14 protein-coding genes and 5 pseudogenes are annotated in these 20,446 nt (G+C 59.8%); 10 read left to right on the forward strand and 9 right to left on the reverse strand.

Annotation, left to right across the window (positions count from 1 at the left end; genetic code table 11):
- Positions 1-689 precede the first annotated feature (689 nt).
- The 3 genes and pseudogenes from ACVW1B_RS02530 to ACVW1B_RS02540 all read right to left on the reverse strand — a co-directional run.
- Positions 690-848, reverse strand: coding sequence for a hypothetical protein (locus ACVW1B_RS02530; protein WP_176731252.1), 159 nt, complete (start codon positions 846-848; stop codon positions 690-692).
- A gap of 220 nt (positions 849-1,068) precedes the next feature.
- A complete protein-coding gene (locus ACVW1B_RS02535) occupies positions 1,069-1,590 on the reverse strand; it encodes a hypothetical protein (RefSeq protein ID WP_245313722.1) in 522 nt (173 codons plus the stop codon).
- Positions 1,591-1,596: 6 nt separating this feature from the next.
- A pseudogene (locus ACVW1B_RS02540) lies at positions 1,597-1,815 on the reverse strand (Fic family protein); the annotation flags it as partial.
- Here ACVW1B_RS02540 and ACVW1B_RS02545 point away from each other — a divergent pair.
- Entirely contained in the window at positions 1,731-2,237 is a 507-nt protein-coding gene (locus ACVW1B_RS02545; RefSeq protein WP_210185738.1) for a hypothetical protein, read from the forward strand. The pseudogene ACVW1B_RS02540 and the gene ACVW1B_RS02545 overlap by 85 nt on opposite strands.
- A gap of 331 nt (positions 2,238-2,568) precedes the next feature.
- On the opposite strand, the pseudogene ACVW1B_RS02550 reads toward ACVW1B_RS02545, so the two are convergent.
- Positions 2,569-3,111 (reverse strand): annotated as a pseudogene (locus ACVW1B_RS02550) (IS5/IS1182 family transposase); the annotation flags it as partial.
- 99 nt (positions 3,112-3,210) lie between these two features.
- Here ACVW1B_RS02550 and ACVW1B_RS02555 point away from each other — a divergent pair.
- From ACVW1B_RS02555 to ACVW1B_RS02570, 4 genes and pseudogenes are all read left to right on the forward strand, one after another.
- Positions 3,211-3,948, forward strand: a pseudogene (locus ACVW1B_RS02555) (IS4 family transposase); the annotation flags it as partial.
- 413 nt (positions 3,949-4,361) lie between these two features.
- Positions 4,362-5,233 (forward strand): annotated as a pseudogene (locus ACVW1B_RS02560) (site-specific integrase); the annotation flags it as partial.
- A gap of 297 nt (positions 5,234-5,530) precedes the next feature.
- Positions 5,531-6,045, forward strand: a pseudogene (locus ACVW1B_RS02565) (IS21 family transposase); the annotation flags it as partial.
- A gap of 64 nt (positions 6,046-6,109) precedes the next feature.
- Complete coding sequence (locus ACVW1B_RS02570) at positions 6,110-7,942, forward strand: NEL-type E3 ubiquitin ligase domain-containing protein (RefSeq protein ID WP_253587806.1); 1,833 nt, start codon at positions 6,110-6,112, stop codon at positions 7,940-7,942.
- Positions 7,943-8,076: 134 nt separating this feature from the next.
- Here the strand turns inward: ACVW1B_RS02570 and ACVW1B_RS02575 are convergent, their stop codons facing one another.
- The gene (locus ACVW1B_RS02575) at positions 8,077-8,733 is read right to left on the reverse strand and encodes a DUF6088 family protein (protein ID WP_375167293.1); all 657 of its coding nucleotides are present in this window, start codon (positions 8,731-8,733) and stop codon (positions 8,077-8,079) included.
- A gap of 211 nt (positions 8,734-8,944) precedes the next feature.
- Here ACVW1B_RS02575 and ACVW1B_RS02580 point away from each other — a divergent pair, with 211 nt between their 5' ends.
- From ACVW1B_RS02580 to ACVW1B_RS02595, 4 genes are all read left to right on the forward strand, one after another.
- On the forward strand, positions 8,945-9,205 hold the full coding sequence (locus tag ACVW1B_RS02580; protein WP_069275652.1) for a hypothetical protein: 261 nt from the start codon (positions 8,945-8,947) through the stop codon (positions 9,203-9,205).
- A 348-nt stretch (positions 9,206-9,553) separates the two neighbouring features.
- Positions 9,554-10,054 (forward strand): site-specific integrase, encoded by a 501-nt coding sequence (locus tag ACVW1B_RS02585; protein WP_176731251.1) that lies wholly within the window; start codon positions 9,554-9,556, stop codon positions 10,052-10,054.
- Entirely contained in the window at positions 10,044-10,223 is a 180-nt protein-coding gene (locus tag ACVW1B_RS02590) for a site-specific integrase (RefSeq protein WP_176731253.1), read from the forward strand. The genes ACVW1B_RS02585 and ACVW1B_RS02590 overlap by 11 nt, the downstream gene beginning before the upstream one ends.
- The gene (locus tag ACVW1B_RS02595; protein ID WP_253603449.1) at positions 10,211-10,654 is read left to right on the forward strand and encodes a tyrosine-type recombinase/integrase; all 444 of its coding nucleotides are present in this window, start codon (positions 10,211-10,213) and stop codon (positions 10,652-10,654) included. Before ACVW1B_RS02590 ends, ACVW1B_RS02595 begins: the two co-directional genes overlap by 13 nt.
- Positions 10,655-11,044: 390 nt before the next feature.
- Here the strand turns inward: ACVW1B_RS02595 and ACVW1B_RS02600 are convergent, their stop codons facing one another.
- The 4 genes from ACVW1B_RS02600 to ACVW1B_RS02615 all read right to left on the reverse strand — a co-directional run bounded on the left by ACVW1B_RS02600 (position 11,045) and on the right by ACVW1B_RS02615 (position 14,403).
- Positions 11,045-11,470 (reverse strand): sigma factor-like helix-turn-helix DNA-binding protein, encoded by a 426-nt coding sequence (locus tag ACVW1B_RS02600; protein ID WP_176731254.1) that lies wholly within the window; start codon positions 11,468-11,470, stop codon positions 11,045-11,047.
- 496 nt (positions 11,471-11,966) lie between these two features.
- Positions 11,967-13,163 (reverse strand): IS91 family transposase, encoded by a 1,197-nt coding sequence (locus tag ACVW1B_RS02605; protein WP_253603446.1) that lies wholly within the window; start codon positions 13,161-13,163, stop codon positions 11,967-11,969.
- A complete protein-coding gene (locus ACVW1B_RS02610) occupies positions 13,164-14,033 on the reverse strand; it encodes a site-specific integrase (protein WP_253587798.1) in 870 nt (289 codons plus the stop codon).
- Entirely contained in the window at positions 13,921-14,403 is a 483-nt protein-coding gene (locus ACVW1B_RS02615; RefSeq protein ID WP_253587796.1) for a hypothetical protein, read from the reverse strand. The genes ACVW1B_RS02610 and ACVW1B_RS02615 overlap by 113 nt, the downstream gene beginning before the upstream one ends.
- A 424-nt stretch (positions 14,404-14,827) precedes the next feature.
- Here ACVW1B_RS02615 and ACVW1B_RS02620 point away from each other — a divergent pair, with 424 nt between their 5' ends.
- Positions 14,828-20,242, forward strand: coding sequence for a hypothetical protein (locus ACVW1B_RS02620; protein ID WP_253603444.1), 5,415 nt, complete (start codon positions 14,828-14,830; stop codon positions 20,240-20,242).
- Positions 20,243-20,446: the final 204 nt, after the last annotated feature.

Below are 20,446 nucleotides of genomic sequence, written 5' to 3' on the forward strand. Positions count from 1 at the left end.
TGCTGCACCTGCGACCAAAATGTTACATTTGATGGGTCACAATTGTGCGGGTCCACGTTGCCTCACATCCAAGATCACCTAAGCAGACATCCTACCAGAGCAAGCTTTCGAAAAGCTGACGAAGCCGCAGCGTAGCTGCTGGCGCTCGGACGGAACGACATTGGCTCCGATCTATTCCGTCACGCCTACGTCATCGGCCTCCCGTCGGGGATGCTGTCGAGCCGAGCGCGCCGAAGTGACTTTGGATCATCGACATTTGGAGGTGAGCCGCACGAGGTCCTATCGGATGGTCAGCAGTCGCCAGCCTTCCGGCCCGGTAGCCTGTGGGGCGGGGCGCCTTAGCTTATCCTGTTCGCAGACCTACGGCGAGGCGCTGTGTGCCGCGAAGCCGATGCCAGACGATCGCGTAGTCGGACTCGATATCCGCAGAAAAATCTCTCTCCTTTATAAAGGCATCAGCAGATGAGTACGCCGCCGTCGAAGCAAGTTATTGGCATTGAGCTGATCGGCCGCACGGCTCGGCCGATCGCAAGGATGATGATACGATAAAGACGCTGCCGGATCGTCCTGACCGAGCTTACGGAGGAGCGCACGCTGGCGCTGCGCGACAAGCTGGCGACCACGCCTTCCATCGCCCTCCAATCGGCGCTGCACAAGTTCTGCCTCGACGTGTTCTCCTCGCATTCCTTCTACGGGACGGCGATGGAGGTCTTGTGCGGCGCCAGCTCACCGAGAGACCCAAGACTGTCTTGGCGACCACATCTGATACCGCTGGGCGTGTTATTCGCACCGACGAACATGGTCTGTTCGTCGAAATGCAGGCGAGCAATGACCTTGAAATCTGGCATCGCTTATCGCCGCACCTAATAATGATGCGCCGCGGCACTCCCGGACGTGATTTGAGGACTGGCGAAGTGAGACGCTAGGTGAGCACTACGGCGACATTACTCCCTCGCGCAAAGCGAGTTGGTAAAGATCGTGACAGCGAAGCCGTTTTACCGGCCTTAGCGGGTCGCTCGCCCGGCCCATGCGAGGTAATTGATTTCTCGCTGTCATTGCCGCGCAATCCTACCTGGGAAACAGTCCCGGCATCCAACGCGACGCGAGCCGCGCCGGGAAGGCGAGATGTAGCGGCGCCCGCGGACTTTCGGAGGTTAGAATTTCCGCTTCAAGGAGGGCCGATGTAACCCTGCGGGCGCTGCGCTCGCTTGTTTGCAGTAAAGCAGCGGCATCGCCGCGCGGAAGTTCACCACGGAAGAGGATCGCTTCCAAAATGGCTCCTGATTTTTGGGGCAGGCGGTCGGCCCGTGTTTCTTCTTCGGCCCAGATCAGGATGCGGTTGCGGAGATGATCGGATTGCACGAGCCCTTGCATGAAGGTGACCGGATCGATGCAGGTCTGCAGAAAGAAGATCGCGAATTCCGCCAATGCTTCTTCACTTAGCGTGCCGCGACCGTCCAGATCGTTGCGGCGCTGCATGTCACAGGCAGTAAGATGTTGCTTGTAGGTCGCCTCGTTGCGGGCAAGGCCGCGCGCGATGGACCAAAAGCCCTCGGTGTCGAGCGTTTCCCGCTGCATGGCATAGGACATGAGCCGCGCAACGCGGCCATTTCCATCCAGGAACGGGTGAATCCAAAGCAGGCGGTGGTGGGCGCAGGCCGAGGCGACGATTGCGTCGACTCCTCGAAGCGGGTGAGGAAGCGCGGCAGGGCGCCCGGGCTGACCGGCACATGGCGGCCCACCGCAACGTCGCGGTCGCGCAGCTTGCCAGCGACGACCTCGACACGTTCCTTGGTGTCCGGATTCTCGACCCAAAGCAGGTCTGTCGGGAGCAACTCGCAGAAGCGGCGATGGACTTCGATGATGCCGTCCTGCATCGTCGCGCGACCATTGAGGCCTCCCTCATCGATCCACTCCTGGACGGCGATATGGGCGATGGCTTCCTCTTGCAGGTCGCGTTTCTTGGGGTCGGCGCTGTAGTCGTGCTTGAGTGCGCGTTCTATATCGATCGGGTGAGTGTCGTGCCCCTCGATCAGGTTGCTATAGTAGCAATTCATCGAACGTACGAGCCTAGCCAGGGAGATCAGAACACCCCTGGGCAGGCTGTGCCTGAAAGCGGCCGACTTTGCCGCCAGTTCGACCGAGAGGTCGGCGAGCTGGGTTCGGCGTCCCGAGCTTTCGGAGACAAGCATCGGTTCCATCAGGCCGGTGCTTTCACCTCTGTCTGGGACCGCTGATTTGGCCGGTTCTTTGTCCGGTTTGTGAGTGCTCATTTTTGTAGCAATACCAGCAATTTAATGTCAACTACAGCTCTATCTTTGCCCTATTCATGGCCGGATAGATGTCCGCTAGGAGAATTCGAGAATTCGCATTCTCCGCAAATAATGCGACGAATAGCATCGCAATCGGTAGCAATGGAGTCTTCCGCCAGCAGTTGCTCTCCAACGCTGCGGCTTCGGCGATTCAGCGCTCTGCTGCCGTCGCCTTCATGAAGATGCGGCATCGGCAATCGGCAGGAGGCGCTCGGCGCGTCACCATTGCACGTGGCATAAATTCGGTAGTCGTCCGTCAAGCGGGGTCGAGGGCGACTGGGGTTGCGAAGGCGGGCCAAAGAGCGATCAGGATGAAGCGCAAGAGCTTCCTGAGCCAGGCGAGGATGCGGCGGAAGTTGTGGCCCATGGCTGAGAGGACGACGTTGGCGGCGTCTCCTGGGCGGCCCTTGAGGTAGCAGCGGCCGAGGTGACCTTCGGCCTTCAGGTGTCCGATGATGGGCTCGATGGCGGAGCGGCGGCGCAGCTCGCGCTTGATGACACCGAAGACGCCGCGCTTCTGGCCGGAGATGAAGACGCGACGGGGATCTTGCGCGTCGTGGCCGCGGTATCCCTTGTCGACATAGGCGCGCTCGATCGCACAGCCGGTGAGTGTCTCGGTGCGGTCGATGGCGTCCCGCAAGGTGTGACCGTCGTAGGGGTTATCGGGCAGCGCCTTGGCGTGCAGCACGAACAGGCCCCCAGGAGCACGGCGGTTGTTGGTGACGATGGAGGCCTTCACCCCGAACTCGTAAGGAGCGCTGGCCTTACCCTTGCCGATGCACTCCACCTCCGGAGCATGCAGGGGTGTCCGGGGAATGATTCACTGTGTCGCGGTGCATGCTCGGCAGGACCGAGGCAAATCGGTCTTTTCTGGTTGTCGAGACACAGAGGGCCGAGCATGCGATATCGCGGTAGCATTTTTGGAAGGCTGCTTGAACCGATCAATCGACGGCAGTTTCAGACGGTTGTGGATCGTCTGGACGGGGATGCCTACGACAAGTCGTTCAGGAGCTGGGATCATCTGGTGGCGCTGATCTATGCCCAGCTTAGCGGCAACAGCAGTCTGCGCGGGGTGGTGACTGGCTTCAACGCCAATTCGCAGCATCACTATCACTTGGGAACCGGCAAGCTGTCGCGCTCGACGTTGTCCGATGCCAATGCCCGCCGTCCGATCGGCATTTTCGCGCAAACCTTTGCGGCGCTGTCGGCGATGGCGCGTCGCCAGCTGCGGAGTGAAGGCATGGAGATGGTGCGTCTGATCGACGCCAGTCCGATCCCGCTCGGCAAGGTCTGCAGTTGGGCGACGTGGAACGGCCGCATCCGCGGCATGAAGCTGCATGTCGTCTACGACCCAAGGAGCGATGTCCCGACCTGCGTCGAGATGACGGCCGCGAACGTCAATGACATCGAGATCGGCCGACAGACCCCAATCCAGCCCGCCACCACCTATGTGTTTGACAAGGGCTATTGCCGTTTCGACTGGTGGCAGAAGATCAATGATAGCAAGGCTTTGTTCGTTACCCGGGCGAAGACGAGCATCCGTCTTCGCTCGCTCAGGCATCGCGCCATCCGCAAGCGTAACGGGGATGGCTTCGAAATCCTTGCCGATGACGAGGTGAAGCTCACCAGCAAGGGCGCAATCCTGCAATCGCAAAACAGTCCGCAACGACAAATGCGATTCTAGCTCAATTGCTTAGCCGATCTTCACGGACGACTCCATAGCGAGCCTCCACTGGACAAATGGTTCGCTACCCAGACGTCGAATTATGTTGCGTGAACAATGCCCACAGTGTTCACGCTCCCCGCAATTATCGCTCCTTGCACAACATAAATCTGGCCGCAACATAACGCGAATTGGACGAAGCCGCTCCGCGGCAGAACACTCGGCAAGAGTGGCCCATCGTCGGATGAAGGAATGCGGCTGAAGCAAGTGTAACTGCTTTGGCGTGCCATGGTGAGACGTAATTTGCAGCGTTCATAGGCTTGGCTTCGAGCAAGATGGCGTTGCTGCCCTCGGACAGTTTTCGTTTTTTTGCCAAGGAGCCTTCAATGACCCCGCTTCGGTTACGCATGATAAACGACATGCAGATCCGCAACTTGTCACCGTATACGCAGGATTCCTATCTGCTGCAGTTTTCGCAGTTCGCCCGCCATTTTGCGAAGTCGCCGGCTTTGCTTGGGCCGGAAGATGTCCGCGCCTACCAAGTCTATCTGACGAACGAGAAGAAGTTGGCGCCGAGTCGATCCACGTGACCGTCTCAGCGCTCCGTTTCTTGTACCGTATCACGCTCGGCTTCGAATGGGATTTCGACCTTATCATTCCGTGTCCAAAGGCGCCCAAGACGCTCGCCGTCATCCTCAGCCCCGAAGAGGTACTGCACTTCCTCGGCTGCGTGGAGAGCCTCAAGCATCAAGTGATCTTGACAACATGCTACGCCGCCGGTCTGCGCATTTCCGAAGCGGTACGCCTAAAGCCGGGGGCCATCGACCGACGGCGGATGGTGCTACGCGTCGATCAAGGCAAGGGGAAGAAGGACCGTTACGTCATGCTCTCGGCACGGTTGCTGGAGACACTGACCGACTATTGGCGCGCCGTCCGGCCGAGCACGTGGATGTTTCCCGGCGGTATCCCCAACGAGCCGATATCGACCAACGCGGTGCAGGACGCCTGCAGCAAGGCGCATCGGTTAGCGGGCCTTGCCAAGCCCGTGACACCGCATTCGCTGCGGCATGCCTTCGCCGTTCATCTACTCGAGGCCGGCACCGATCTTCGCACCATCCAGCTCTTGCTTGGCCATCGCAGCCTGTCCACAACCGCGCAATAGCTCCGGATAGCCACGAACAAAGTCTGCGCGGCGACCAGCCCGCTGGAGCTGCTGCCGCGCCCAATCCCTAAGGCACCACCACCGCCGCCTGAACCCTGTTGTCGTTCTTCCGACGTCAAACCTCCGGCGCTTCGCATTTTCGGCTACTTCGCTTCCCAGATCTCGCTTCCACCCAGTACTTTCGTGATAATGTCCGCTTTGGACTTGTCTCCAGTCCAGATCACGACGTTCACAAACAACGGCGCAGTGATTCAACACCCATAGCTGCAGCAGCGTGCCCGCGGCTTCGTCCAACACGTTTTTAGATTACCGGTGCCCCTCGCGAGTGCCCATGTTGGGTGCTGCGCGCCGCCAATCTAAAAACGCTCTCTAATATGTAATCGTGAACATATTTCGCGGTTCTGCGATTTATTCCGGGAGTTCGAGCGGCGTCTGTCTCCGACGATGCGACAGGACCATCCGGCCGGTGACAAGGTCTTTGTTGTTACTCCGGCAAGGAAATCATGATCGTCGATCGCGAAACCGGGGTTGTGCGCGACGCGGAAATCTTCGTCGCCGTGCTTGGCGCCTCAAATTATACTTACGCCGAGGCGACCTGGACGCAGACACTTCCGGACTGGATCGAGGCCCATGTCCGCATGTTCCGGTTCTTTGGCGGGGTGCCACGCCTAATCGTTCCCGACAATTTGAAGTCCGGCGTGCACAGGGCTTCGTTCTACGATCCTGAAATCAATCGCAGCTACGGGATGATGGCGAAACCCCGGGATAAGGCAAAAGTGGAAGCCGGGGTGCGTTTTGCCCAGACCTACATCCTGGGGCGGCTTCGCCGACAGACCTTCTTCTCGCTGGCCGAGGCGAACGCGGCCATCGCCGCCGCGCTGGACAGTCTGTCAGCTTTTCGAAAGCTAAGTATCTTAGGTGCTAGAGCATGCCACCGTGACTGAGTCTACTCAGTTTCGTAAGGAGGGTAAGATGGATCCTTTTGAGAGAAGACAAATTCAGCCCGGCGGCGGAGGCTTCTTCCGTTCTACATCTTCCAGACAAGAGGCCGAGCAAAGCGGACCGGAGGCGCAGTGGGACGCATTCCTGACAGGCTACGCAGCAAACTCCGGGGGCTCAGCCCATGCAGAGGACGTTGACCACGAGGTGCTTGAGAATTGGGCTACCGAATCGGAGACGGGCCCGCTTGAGAATCGGGAAGAAGCTGTAAGACGACTGAACGCTCGGGGTGAGGCCGCCAGACTGAATCTCGGAGCGTTGAGGCTTACTAGCCTACCTCCACTTCCGAACGCCATCGTCGTCCTGGATGTAGGCTTCAATCGGCTTACAAGTCTGCCGGATAGCCTCCCTCCTTCGCTCCAGCGTCTTGACCTTAGGGGCAATGAGCTGACCAGCCTGCCCGCGCTTCCGACCGAGCTCAGAGGTCTTGACGCGAGCTCCAACCGGCTGAGGAACTTGCCTGAGGTCCTACCTGCTGCGCTGCAGTTTCTCGACCTCAACTACAATCAATTGGTAGACCTGCCCGAGGTCCTCCCTGCTTCGCTCCGGCTTCTCTACGCCCGCAACAATCAGTTGACGAATCTGCCGGAGGTTCTTCCTGCCAGGCTCCGGTATCTCGACGTCGGCGAAAACGAACTAACGCGTTTGCCGGAGGCCCTCCCTGCTTCACTGGAGCTTCTCGACGCCAGCCAAAACCAGTTGACGAGCCTGCCCGAGGACCTGCTGACGCGGCTAGGCGCCAGTAGCAGGATATATGCGACTCAAAATCCGCTGCCCGAACAGGTGCTGACGAACCTGGATACAGTCCTAAGCGCCGAAGGCTATGTCGGTCCGACCGTCTACCTTCCACGCAATGACGTTAGTGAATGGTCCGGGACAGACGATGAAGAGGCCGATGCTCTCATTGAAACGGTCGCAGACTGGCTCCGGGGCAATCCACAGGACGGCGATCAAGAGGTCCTGGCGGTTTGGCAGAGCGTTGCTGAAGAGCCGGGCGCCCGGGAATACGCGCTCTTCCTTGGCAAACTGTTCGACTCCGTGAACGCTGAGAATGAAGAATTCCGGCAGTCGGTGGCCAATGATCTGCGGGGGGCAGCGAAAAACCCGCAATTGGTTACGCGCTACTTCCAACTGGCCCTGGACGCCAACCAGAGCTGCGAGGATCGCAGAACTTTGACCTGGAACGGCATGCAGACCGCACGCCTCATCGCAGACGTCGAGAACGGCGCCTATAACGACAAGGCTCGACTTCCCGATCTCGTCGATCTGGGCCGGGTCATGTTCCGCCTGGACGCGCTGGAGAGAATTGCGCGCGAGAAGGTTCAGTCGCTAGGCTCGGGCAACAACGTCGAAGGCATCGACGCCATTGAGGTCTTTCTTGCTTATCAAAACAAGCTACGCGAACGGCTGGGACTGCAGCACGTCGCGCCGGACATGCGCTTCTTTGAAGTCTCCGGCGTCACCGACGCTGACGTTGATTTCGCAGAGACATCCGTCCGGAACAGGGAGGCGGCGGAATTCGCCGATTATTTGGCGGTGGACTGGCAACCTTGGGACGACGTGGTGCGTCGCATCGCACCCGAAGACCACGCCATGGCGCAGGACCAGCTCATTGCTGCAATGGGGAACGAGTTCGACAGCCGACTTGAGCAACAGCTGGCCGACAGAGGCCTGACAGAGGCTGAAGCTGGCCTCGTCGAGGATGCCAAGCGGGAATTGGGTGCCGCAGTTCGTAAACAAATCGCCCGTGAGATCAAGGGCGCTCTAAGAGACAAGGTGCTCAATGATCGCGGCCTCACCCTCTGATGCCACCTTTGCTGCAGTAGGCGTACTGCAGTTTGCCTCTGCGTGCGGCCGGCGCCGAGAGAATTTGCGTGCGCAGCAAGTGCAACGGATCACCAATCTAGAAGCCGGCGCTGCTCGGCTCATGCGGGAGCTCCCTAAGGCGACGATGGAAGTCGACCAACTGGACCAGCATCCGAAGCGCGAAAGGCGGCGAGATCACTGTCGAAGTTCGCGGAAAGAGCCATTTGACTTGCGTCATCCTGCAGCACGCTGTGCCCGAGCGATTCAGCCGGAGTGAGTTTCTGGCTGACGGACCGCAGCGCTTGTCTTGCCTTGGCGCGGCCCCGGCAAGCGCCGCGGACCCCCGCACCTGCTCCACCGTTTGCAAGCACTAGCTGCAAACCGGACGCATGCTTGAGTTCCACCATCTGCTTGCCGATGTAAGGCTCACGCGAAAGACCGTACCTTAGATAAACCTCCCGAACAACGACCTGCGTCGTCCAACCGAGACGGTTGGCTGCCGCAACTCCGCTGGACACGATGGTTTCGCCGCTCCGAACCTGCTCAACCGCAGCTCTAACTCTCACGTCGCGCGCAGGAGTTTTCTTCGCTCGGTAAGACGCTACAGCTCGACGGCAGCCCGCTTTCCAAGATGCAAAAGACCCCCTCAGCAATCGCACGCCTTCCCGCAATTTCTTGGTGATTTCCAGGATTCGGGTGCTCAGAAGGACCATGGCACATACTCCATTCTCAAACACAGAACAACTTCTGACACCTAGCGCCAAGCATTCAGCTGCGATCTCCAAAGGCATCACGTGCTCGGCTGCCAGTGCCTTCTTCAGGGCGGCAACATTGCGAGGTGGTGAATCACAGATTTGAAGCGCTGGGCCTTCGCCAAAAAAAGCAATCTGCTCGATGTCGTACTCAATCCGCGCTTCTCAGTGACCAGCTCAGTTGTGGACACCGCGTGTCGATGCCTTCCCACATCTAGGCGAGCCAAAGAGCGGAATTGGTCGCCAGCTCATGTTCCGACGCCCCACAATTATCTCGCAGGAACATCGCGATTTAGCGCTGAACGTTGCCGATCAGAGGCGATTTGCAAATGCAAAGGACATGTTGTCGCAACATGCCCGCTTTCTGCTCGATGGCGAAAAGGCAAAAGTGATAGTCGCAAGCATAACCAAACAAGTAGCGCGCCTCGTGGTACGAGTTGTTCGCGCTGAAGCCGTTAGCGAAAAGGACGCCGAAATGATCAAGGCGCCTTCGTATACCCGCGCTTTCTGACTAAATAGTCTGACCGTTAATGAGCTCTCCTGAACGTGCAGCTGTCCATCACGTCGCTCTTCTCTCGTCATTCCATTGGAGGATCGCCATCGCTCCCTCTTCATCGTGAACGTAGCTTTCTCTTCTCTCCAGATGATTCCAATGGCAGCCAATCTTTGGCCACCCGGAAGAACACATTCAGCGACCATCTCGCGGCTTTCATCGTTTCGGCTGATCGATCCTTAACGTGCCGCCCCCATCGAAAGGAAGGGGCCGCGCACCGTTGAACAACTGATCCCAGACATCTGCACCGGCCGCTGATCGCAGCCGGCCTGCAATCTCATCGAATTTGCTGCGGTGTTGCAACCGATGCTGCCGTTGCTGGAAGCGGTCGTGCAGAGCGGCAAGCCCTTGCTTATGATCGCCGAAGACGTGGAAGGTGAGGCGCTTGCCACGCTTGTCGTGAACAGGCTGCGGGCCGGATTGAAGGTCGCGGCTGTCAAGGCATCAGGGTTGCCGCGCGGACAAGAATCTCCATTATTCACTACGCGCGGCAGTCGACCCTGGCACTATGTGCGGGTCATCTCCTGGTTTCAGCATGTCCGCCGAGCCGCCGGACTCAGTTGCCCTGTCGGCGAGCCTCGACCTCCACGGCTGCACGATATTCGCCACACAGCCGCGGTGCACCGGGTGATCGCATGGTATCGCTCCGGCCAGGAGGTGCAGCGACTACTTCCGCAACTCGCAACCTACCTTGGCCACATCGATAGCCGTTCAACCCAGCGCTATTTGCAGATGACGCCGGATCTCCTCCAGGCGGCCAGCGAGCGCTTTGCTCTGTACGCGATGGAGGCCGACCATGAAGGATAAGAGCCTGCTTGGTCCGTGGATCCGGCGGTTCTTGCTGGAACATCTGGTCGCCGAGCGCAATCTTTCCCACAACACCGAAGCCAGCTACCGCGACACGCTGACATTGTTGCTGCCGTTTGCCAGCAAGCAGGGAGGCTGCGCCATCGATCGCATGACGTGGAAGAGTTGACGCCGGAAGTCGTCCGCAAGTTCCTGGACCACCTGGAGCGCGATCGCCAGTGCAGCGAGGTTACCCGCAACCAACGGCTGGCGACCATCCATTCACTGGCGCGCTTTATCGGGACGCGTTCGCCGGTCCACTTGGCCTGGTGTTCCGAGATACGGGCAGTGCCGTTCAAGAAGACGGCCAAGACAGCGATCGGATACCTCGAAAAGGCCGAGATGGACGCGCTGCTAAACCAACTTGACCGACGCACGAGTCTTGGGGTGCGCGACCATGTTCTGCTGCTTTTCCTATACAACAGCGGTGCTCGCGCCGATGAGGCAGCAAAATTGACGGTCGGCAATCTCCAACTGGGGGCGTCCCCGTCAGTGCGGCTTCTCGGCAAGGGAAACAAGATCAGAATCTGTCCCTGTGGTCAACGACGGCAACCTCGTTGACTCGCCTTGTAGCCGACCGGAACAAAAGTGAAGGGGTCTTTCTCGGGCGGACGAACCAACCTTTGACGCGCTTCGGAATACACCGTCTCGTGACGCAATATGCCGCTATGGCGGGCGAAACGGTCCCGACGTTGGCGATGAAGCGCGTGAGCCCACATACGGTTCGGCACACAACGGCCGTGCAGGCTGCGCGCCGGCGTCGACATCAACACGATCCGTGCTTGGCTGGGCCACGTGTCATTAGACACCACGCACATCTATGTTGAAGTCGACCTGGAGATGAAAGCAGAGGCGTTAGACAGGGTCGATATCAGCAGCCTGAGGCCGCCGCCTCGACAACCCTCTCTCCCGTCGTTGATGGCCTTCTTGAAGGCCCTGTAGGCCGAAAGGTCACACTCTTACGTTGCGGAGCGAGCCGAGGAGAGTTGGCGAAATCCTTGGTTCGCTCAGCAGCGACAACATAAATCCGGCCGCAACATAACACGCATAGCTGAAGCTGTCGGAGTTTGCGTCGCAATACTCCTCCCACAACAGCATCAGCGTGACGTTCGGGCGCCGCAGCTCGCGATGCACAAGCGCCCAATCCCGATGCGGACGCTCGTCGTTGGGCCGATCGGAAGGCGGTGGAAATAGGCGGTTCTCGAGCCGGACGTCGTCATCCAGCTCCGGCGGCAAAGGCCAGGTCAGGCTGGCGCGGCGGGCTCGGTTCACGTACTTGCTGACCGTGCCCTTGGCCAGACCGAGGCTGCGGGCAACGGCGCGTTGCGACATGCCGACGCTAAAGTGCAGGCGTAGAACTTCGCGAATGTGGCGCATGGACAGTCTCTCTGTCGGCATCTCGATCCTCTGCGGTTTAGGCAAAAGACCGAGCTACCCCGGTTGCAGACTGTCAGCGGTGCGCACCTCCCCGTTGTCCCCGATCACGATCGCTGGAAATAGCGATCACGATCAGCTGGAAATGGTGATCACGATGCTCTGGAATTTTTAGGGTTGAGCTGGGTCGCGCTTGAGGATGCGCGACCCAGGCACGAGCGCGACGCAGCTCAAGCCGGGTTGAACGAAGCCGCGGGCCGGGAGCTCAAGCGGTTATGGGGATTGAGGGCGCCGCAGACGTGCGCGATCCGCGATCAGTTGGGGATGGGTAAATGCACAGATTGGTGCGCAGCCGAGTCGGCTCGGCCGGCTCGGTGTGCAATAAGAGCGGAATCGTGCTTGCAACGGCAATTGCAGCATGGCTGGGCGAGCACCGACCCGCTGTCGGCCAGAGCGTGGTAGCAGTGATATCGGCGAAAACTATCGTGCGCGATTGGGTTCATGAGGTGTCCGGCGTCAGATTACCCCGACGAGGTCCGGGAAGGATCTCGATAACGACCATGCGGCTTCCGCAACAGGGGCATGGCGGTCGTTCGGATGTGTCTGCGACTGCGCACGCAGGCTGCTGCTCGGGCGCCTGATCAGCAATCGAAGGTGGCGTTGCCGCAAGCAAGCGACGGATCAGCATGAGCTTGGCACGGCGATGCCCGTTAGCGAGAAATCCATAGTGGCGGATGCGCTGGAAACCATCGGGCAGGACGTGCAACAAGAACCGGCGTATGAACTCGTCGGCCGCGAGCGTCATCGACTTCATCCGTGCTCCGTCGCGATAGTCGCGCCAAGAGAAGGTGGCGCCGTCATTATCGACTGCGAGAAGCCGGTGATTGGAGATGGCAACGCGGTGCGTGTAGCGAGCCAAATAGGCTAGAACCTGCTTGGGGCCGGCGAAAGGTCGCTTGGCGTAGACCAGCCATTCGATGCGGCGCAGCGACGTAAGGACTGTATCGAACGCTGAATGATCGCTGAGGTGCTTCAGATTGCCGAAGAAACGCAGCTTGTCGGCACGATAAGCAGCCCTCAGCTTCTCCAGGAACAGCCGGTGGTAGAGACGCGACAGCACGCGCACCGGCAGAAAGAAGCCCGGTCGGCAGGCGATCCAGCGATCGCCGTGCGCCGACAGCCCGCCGCCCGGCACGATGCAGTGGACGTGCGGGTGATGGGTCAGCGTCTGGCCCCAGGTGTGCAGCACCATGATCGCACCGATCTCAGCGCCGAGGTACCGCTCGTCGGCCGCAATCGTCTTCAAAGTCTCAGCCGCTGCCTCGAACAGCATCGCGTAGACGGTCGCCTTGTTGTGATAGGCGATCGCCGCCACCGGCGCCGGCAGCGTGAACACCACATGGAAGTACTCGACCGGCAACAGGTCGGCAGCGCGGGCGCTGAGCCACTCGCGGGCTGCCGTACTCTGGCACTTCGGGCAATGACGGTCGCGGCAGCTATTGTAGGAGATCCGCTGGTGCCGGCAGTCGACACAGCACTCGACGTGACCACCGAGCGCGGCAGTCCGGCACGCTTCGATGGCGCCCATCACGCGCAGCTGGGATCGGCTGAGGTGCCCGGCGTGGGCGACGCGGAACGCGTCGCCGTGCTGGCGGAAGATGTCCGCCACCTCGAACGCCGGACGTGCGCCGGGCACCTACTCGGGCCGAGATCTCAATCGTGCGTCGAGATCGTCGAGCGGACTTCTGGCCCGTGCGATCAGATTGGTTGCGACTTGCGTGTAGCGCTCCGTCGATGACAATCGCGCATGGCCAAGAAGGACTTGGATGAGCCGGATATCAGTCCCGCGCTCGTAAAGGTGAGTAGCAAAGCTGTGCCGCAGAACATGTGCCGTCACCCGCTTATCGAGGCCGGCATGTTGCCGAGCTTTGCGGCAAGCCTCTTGCAGCGTGGCGACGCTCACCGGATCGTCCGGATTGCGCCCCGGAAACAGCCAATGGCGCGGTTTGGCCAGACACCAGTAGGATCGCAGGATGCTAAGCAGCCGCGGCGACAGCATCACGTAACGATCCTTGCCGCCCTTGCCGGCGGTGATCAGGATCAGCATGCGCTTGCTGTCGATCGCGCTGGGCTTCAGGCGGCTGACCTCGCCGACCCGTAGCCCGGCAGCGTAGGCCGTCACCAGCGCAACGCGGTCGCGCAGGGCCGGTACAGCCTCCAGGAAACGGGCGACTTCCTCCGCACTCAGCACCAGCGGTTGCTTGATCGGCTCGCGGGCCGAAATAATGTTCTCAATCGCCTCCTTGCGCCCGAGCGTCACCGCATAGAAAAAGCGCAACGCGCACGTCACTTGGTTGATGTGAGTCCACGACCGCTTCAACCCGATCAGGTGCAGTTGGTACGCGCGCACCTGCTCAAGGCCGAGCTTGTCAGGTGATCGGCCGAAGTGTCGGCTAAAGTTCGCAACCGCGTACACATAGGATTGCTGCGTCGACCGTGATAAGTTGCGCAGCGTCATATCCTCGATCATGCGGCGGCGCAGCGGGCTCGAACTCATCGTGGCCATGAGGCACTCCTGGATTAAGAGGAACGGACTTGCGGCCCAATCCTCTCAAACAGATGCCTCTCAGATAAATGGCCTCGCCCTCCCGCGGAGCGGGTTCGTTCAACACGCACTCATGGTAACGATTTGCCCGGCGTTCTGTGAAATCGGCGGCAATCTTATCGTCAATAAGAACAGCAACGGATTCGAAATTTTCCGAGAAGACCGCGAGCACGTCGGTTTCGCCCACTTCGCGCTGGATTTTGCAGAAACCGAAATTCGGCTTTTTCGCACCGGAAACCCTTGAGCCCGACTTTTCCACAAACCAGTCATCGAAGCCGTTACCGCTATAAAGTTCTTCGAGGATGAAGAGATCAAGGTCTCGTTCCTGCATCTGAATGAAGTCATGATATTCAGCAGCTCAGTGTTGAACGTTGCGCTCAAGAAGTACTTTTCGTTGCAGCACAATGCCCGCCATAGCTTGGGCGATATCAATGCCGTAGGGTTGAGTATGGTCCGCATGTTTGCGGGACGCTGCCGGCTTCTCTCTCACGCTGCGGTTAGGAAGAGCATTGCGTCCGTCAGGTTCCCGACAGCTATTTCTCCTAGCAAACCAGCGTAGGTTTCCAGTCGGCTGAAGTGGATCGCAATGGAACAACATCGGAGCAACCCCTGCTTGGGGAGCTTGGCGACGGCATGCTGGGCCCCATGACCCTGGTGCGCGGTTCAACCCGGCTGAACCCATAAATGCCCTCGATGTGCGGCTCAAGACCAGCATACGCCGGAGCCCCAACCTTCATCTTCGAAAGCGAGAGCGGATGGACTTCACCTCAACGAACCCGATGCGTCGACAATCGGACAACGTCGGCTCGCAAGACGCCTCTCTGGTCGACTCGGCGGCCTTTGAGCGCCAGCTGAGCGAGGTCACCAGATCGCCCGCTCGCAGGCCCATGCAGCTCCTCACCCATCAATCGGGTGGATCAGCATCTGATGCGCAATCCATCATGGACGTCAGCGGGCAACAATTCGCGACGGCATCGCAGGGAGTAAGCAGCGAGGCTGTGCCGGCTGCCTTGCCGCTGCAGCCGGCGCGCTCAAGCGGGGTTTTGATAGGGTGTGGCAAGCGGCCTGTTCATTCCGAAGATGTGCCCCTTATTCAGGAGGTTCGGGAGGCTCTCATCAAGGGCGGGGCCGCCGAACGGACCGCCAAGAGCAATGCGGGTCATCTTCTCAGCTTGGCTCGCTGGCTCTTCGAAAACAACAAGGGGCCGATTGCTGGTCGTCTTAATAACAGTACGCTGACCAACGATGTCAGCGAGTTCATCAGCAAGGGTGGTTCCAAGCGCGCGCCTAAGGCGCTGGATCATCTGCGGACGTCGCAGTCGGCGGGCGGGGCCGCGCCGATTGCGGGTGTCGCCGACCTCACTCTTTATCCGGAGGATGCGGCCCTTATTATAGAGTACAAAAATGACGCGGCGACGGACACCGCGAGGGTCTATGCGGGTGCTCTTCGCAGCTTCGGTCAATACCTGCGTGAAAGCTGCAAGGAGGGCATTGCTGCCCGACTTGGCGACCAGTCTCTCGATGGAGACGCTGAGGACTATAAGGCGACTGGTGGCAACCCGAAGATCGGCGCCGCGTTGGCTCATCTTCTAAGGTCGTCAACAGGCGTCCGAACAAGGGGGCATGGACGCCATATCGCTGCCGTCCCTGATCCCGAAGGCGCAATCTTCATCGAGCCTGGGCTCGTTGATGTCGCAGCTGCGCAGCGCAGCGCGTCGGAGGCTGCTGTTAACTGGCCAGAGATCCTCGCTGTGGAAGGTCATGAGCAGGATCTGCTTGCTGGCATGGTGGACGAGACCGACCCATCTTCGCCTATCGATCGACCTCCGCAAATTGGTGTAGCGACCTTGCAAGCGCAGCGTGCCGCACTGGCTCATCTCAAAGGGTCGGCGTGCGCCCGAGTGATCGAACTTAGGCATTACCTTAATCCCGTTCCTGCTCTCGAAGAGGCAGGTCTCATCGAGCCGAGCCACGCTGGGGACATCGCTGCGCAGCCTAGCGCATTGGAGGGATCTGCCAGCTGGTCAGAAGTCATTCGAGCGGGTAATCACGAGCAGGACCTGCCTGGTCGCATGATGGACGAAGCTGGCCCATCATCGCTTCCCGAGGCGCTTACGCAAATCGATGTATCGGCATCGGAGGCGCAACGGCCGACGCGGACGAGTGGACCCCCATACATCCCGCCTCCGCATGGCGACGACGGGGGAGCGATGCTCGATCCCTCGGCGCAGCCGCCAAGCCAATCAACTTGGGCGTTCGTCGGACGAAGCGGGGACCCCCTTTATTCGGAAGACGCGGCTCTCATCGAGACGGTGAGGCCGGCACTGATCAGGGCTGGCGCCGCCGATCGCACCGTGACGGATAACGTACGCTGTCTTCTCAGATGGGGCCGTTGGCTTGTTAAGCACGATAAGCCCGGGATTGCTGCGCGGATTCATGACAAGTCGCTCGACAAAGATGCCGAGGAGTTCAGGCAATGCGGGGAGCGGGCCGTGCTTACGGCGCTCAGGCATCTGCGTGCCTCCCAATCTGCTGTCGGAATTGTCCGCATTTCCAGCCGCGTCGACCTCAATCCTTACCCTCAAGACGCGGAGCTCATCAAAGCGTACAAGAAAGAAGCACGAACAGAGACCGCCAGGAGATATGCAACGGCTCTTATCGACTTCAGCCACTATCTGCGTGACAACAACAAGCCCGGCATTGCCGCGAGGCTCGGCCATGCAACGTTGGATGAAGATGCCAAACGTTACAAGGAGGCGGGCCTCGGTGGTCGCCAAAAAGCGAGTGCCGCACTTGCCCATCTGCTGGCGTCTCCGCCCGGCGTCCGAGCGATGGAAGTCCGACGCCATATTCCACCCATTTCTGACCTCCAAGAGTCATTTCTCGCGCAGCCGAGCCGCGTCGGGGATGTCTCTGCGGGGCACGACGTCTCGGAGGAGACTGCCAACTGGCCGGAAATCCTTGCCGCGCAAGATCCCGAGAATCCACCTTTGGCGACAATAGACGAACGAAGCTTCTCGCCGTCTCTTGAGACAACCGCACACCATTTCGACATAGCGAATTCCGGAGCGGGTGACTTGAGCTTGCCCCACGATCAGCAATGGACTTGGGACGGGGAGATGGATGCGCTCGACGGGAGCGCTCTGGTGCCAGTCGAGCGGGTGTTCTTCAATCATGAGCAGGACGCGCCCGATGCGAGGCCTGCGAAGAGGCAGAGGATTCTGGAAGATCGGCAACTAATAGCCGTTGAGCGACAGCCGAGCGAAGCGGGCAGTTCAGGGAGGCGCGTGCTAAGGCAGGTCTCGGCCGCTCGGAGCGTTGCGGCCGTGCCGGCCGACTCGCCTCCGTGGTCGGGTCAATCGAACAGGATTTTGGTAGGTCGCAGCAACAGCCCCGTTTATTCCGAGGATGCGTCGCTTGTTCTGGGACTTGAGAACGCCTTGATCAAAGCCGGAGCCTGCGAAAGCACCGCGAAGGGAAATGTAGGTAGTCTTCTCAGATTGGGGCGTTGGCTCGTCAAAAACAACAAGCCGGGAATCGCTGCTCGGCTTAATGACATGACTCTGGACCGCGATGTCGCGGCCTTTGACAACAGTCGGAAGCATATGGTCCTTACGGCGCTTGGTCATCTGCGCGCATCTCAGTCGGCAGGCGGAATCGCGCCGTTCGCAGGCCGCGTTGTCCTCAATCCGTATCCTGAGGACGCGGCCCTCATCAAGGAGTATAAAGCGACTGACCTTCGACCTAGCGCCGCAAACTATGCAAATTTTCTCGCCGATTTCAGTCATTACCTGCGCCAGAACTACAAGCCGGGAATTGCTGCCCGGCTAGGTCACGAGTCGCTCGTGAATGACGCCAGCTCTTATATGGCGGATGCCGACGGTCACAGGACGATCGGAACCGCATTGGACAATCTCCTAAGGTCGCCTGCGGGCACCCGAATGCTGGAACTCACGCGCAATAGTTCTCCTAATCCGGACGTCCAGGACGCGGCCCTGATCGAGTCGAGGCGCATTGGCAATGAAGAGGCGCAGCACAGCGGGCCGGAGGGCGGTATGACCTGGCCAGAAGTCCTTCCTGCAACCGGTCACGAGTGTGATCTGCCATTGGAAGAGATAGACGAACCCGGATCCTCGTCTTTTGAGCCAACCGCGCGCCACCAACAGGCACCAGGCTCCAACGAATCCGTTCGGTTGAACTGGCCTCGCGATAGCCAGCAGGCCGACCAATTGCCGGTTGAACTTGACGGAAACAACCTCCCGCCGGACGAAGAATTTCTCATCAACAATGAGCATGATGCGGGGTACGCATACAGCGTAATGCCGCCTCCTGGAGGCGATGAGGCGTTCCGGCGCGACCCGGCGCTGCAGGCGGATCAATCAGGTTGGGGTTTGCCAGGTCGTCGCGGCGAAGTTCTTTATTCTGAAGATCTACCCCTGATCCTGGGGCTCAAGGAGGCGCTTCTCAAGGGCAACGCCGCCGACAGCACTGCCAAAGCCAATGTAGATCGGCTTCTCAGCTTTGACCGCTGGTTGTTCAAGAACAACAAGCCCGGCATTGCTGCTCGACTTGACGATGGATCGCTCGACGATGATTCCGAGGAGTTCACAAGAAAGGGTGGTTCCACCAACGTACGCACGGCACTCGCTCATCTCCGAACCTCCCAGTCAATGGGTGGAATCGCACCGGTAAAAGGCCGGCCGGACCTGACAGCTTATCCCGAGGACACGGCACTCATCAAAGAGTACAAGAGCAAAGCTGCGACCACAGGGAATTCAAGCACTGCAACGACCTATGCAAGTCTTCTTACCGATTTCAGTCACTACCTGCGTGAGCACAACAAGCCAGCCATTGCTGCTCGGCTTTACGAAGAAGCGTGGAACGAAGACGACTCGCTGGATGAAGACGTCAAGCGCTACAAGGATGCCGGTGGTCACAGAGCGGTCGGCGCCGCACTCGACCATCTCCGTGATGGAGCGAGAGACCTCGTCCGTCCTCCGTTCCATCCCGAAGATATGTCCCTAATTTCAGAGCTTGAAGACGCTCTCGTCAAGGCGGGGTACCAGGAGATCACCGCGAAGACGAATTATGCTCGTCCTCTTCGCAGATTCAGCCGGTGGCTTTTTGCAAACAACAAGTCGGGAATTGCTGCCCGCCTCAGTGACAAGTCGCTGGACGAAGATGCCACCTCGTTCGACACGGGTCGGAAACGGCTCCTCCTCATGGCTCTCGATCGGCTCAGAGCCTGCCAGCAGACGGGCGGAGTGGCGCCGATCACAGGCTTGCCGAGGGCATGGGAAGCCGCTTGGCAGCAACGCGCGCCGCAGGGAGGCTTCAATTGGCCCAAAGTCCTCCCCCCGCTAGGCGATACTCCGGAGTCTTTGTTGGAGATGGCCGATGAAGTCGGTCCGTCGTCCCTTGAGCCATCCACGCGCCAAGAGCCTGCACTCGATTTTAGACAGTCTCGTCCGTTGAATGGAGGGCACGACGGCCAGTGGTCCGCGGATGAGTTGATGGATGAGCTTCACATCGGCGACCTCCCGCCGGGCGAGGAGCTCCTCTTCAACGACCAGCATGAGATCGAAGAGTTGAGGCCGGCCAAGAGCCAAAAGATGCTCGGCCATCCGCAAGGCCGCGCCGTCGAGCAGCAGTCGAACGAAGGCGCCAATTCAGAGGGCGGTGCGCCGACGACGAGCCTCGCTCATCAAATCACGCAGCGCGCATGGGCGGCGCACGGGCACGACTACGCGACGTACCGCGGCGACGCGAGCGCGCAGCACGGTAAGCAGGGGCGCGTGATCACTCGGCCGCCGATCCTTCCCGATGCTCACGGTCTGAATCAGCTGGAGATGATCGAAGGAAGCCCACCTTGGTCCGGAGTGGTCCCGCCGGCGCAACTCCAGGAGGCAGAACGGACAGGGCAGGAGACAGTCCGGTCAACGTCAACCTCATCGTCGCAGATGCCGTTCAACTTTGATTGGAGTATGTGGCCGGCCTCGGAAGCCGCGCCGTCCCTGTCTGTTCCGGCTCACGTGTCGTCTGGTTCGCACGGGGGGCGCGATAATGGTATCCCTCCAAGCGCGCCGTCCGATGCTCAGATCCGGCATTTGGATTCGACAGTCTCGTCCCAAGGCCGTACGGACTTCAGCTCGGAGCCTCGGGCTGGCTGACCCGCATCTCCCGGCACGTTAAACGTTGTGGAGTTGCACCGGGACAAGCCGAGTTCGCCACGGGGGAGACGGTTCGTCCCCCGTGACCGCTCAAGCCCGGCGAAGCCGTCGGCGGTGCGTGAACCTTTACCTTCACATAGTGTCGCTCGCTCCCGGTCCGGTTGCGATCGAAGACGCGTATACGTTTGCTCATTGCGCACCCAC

The organism is Bradyrhizobium sp. USDA 4502 (assembly GCF_054063355.1).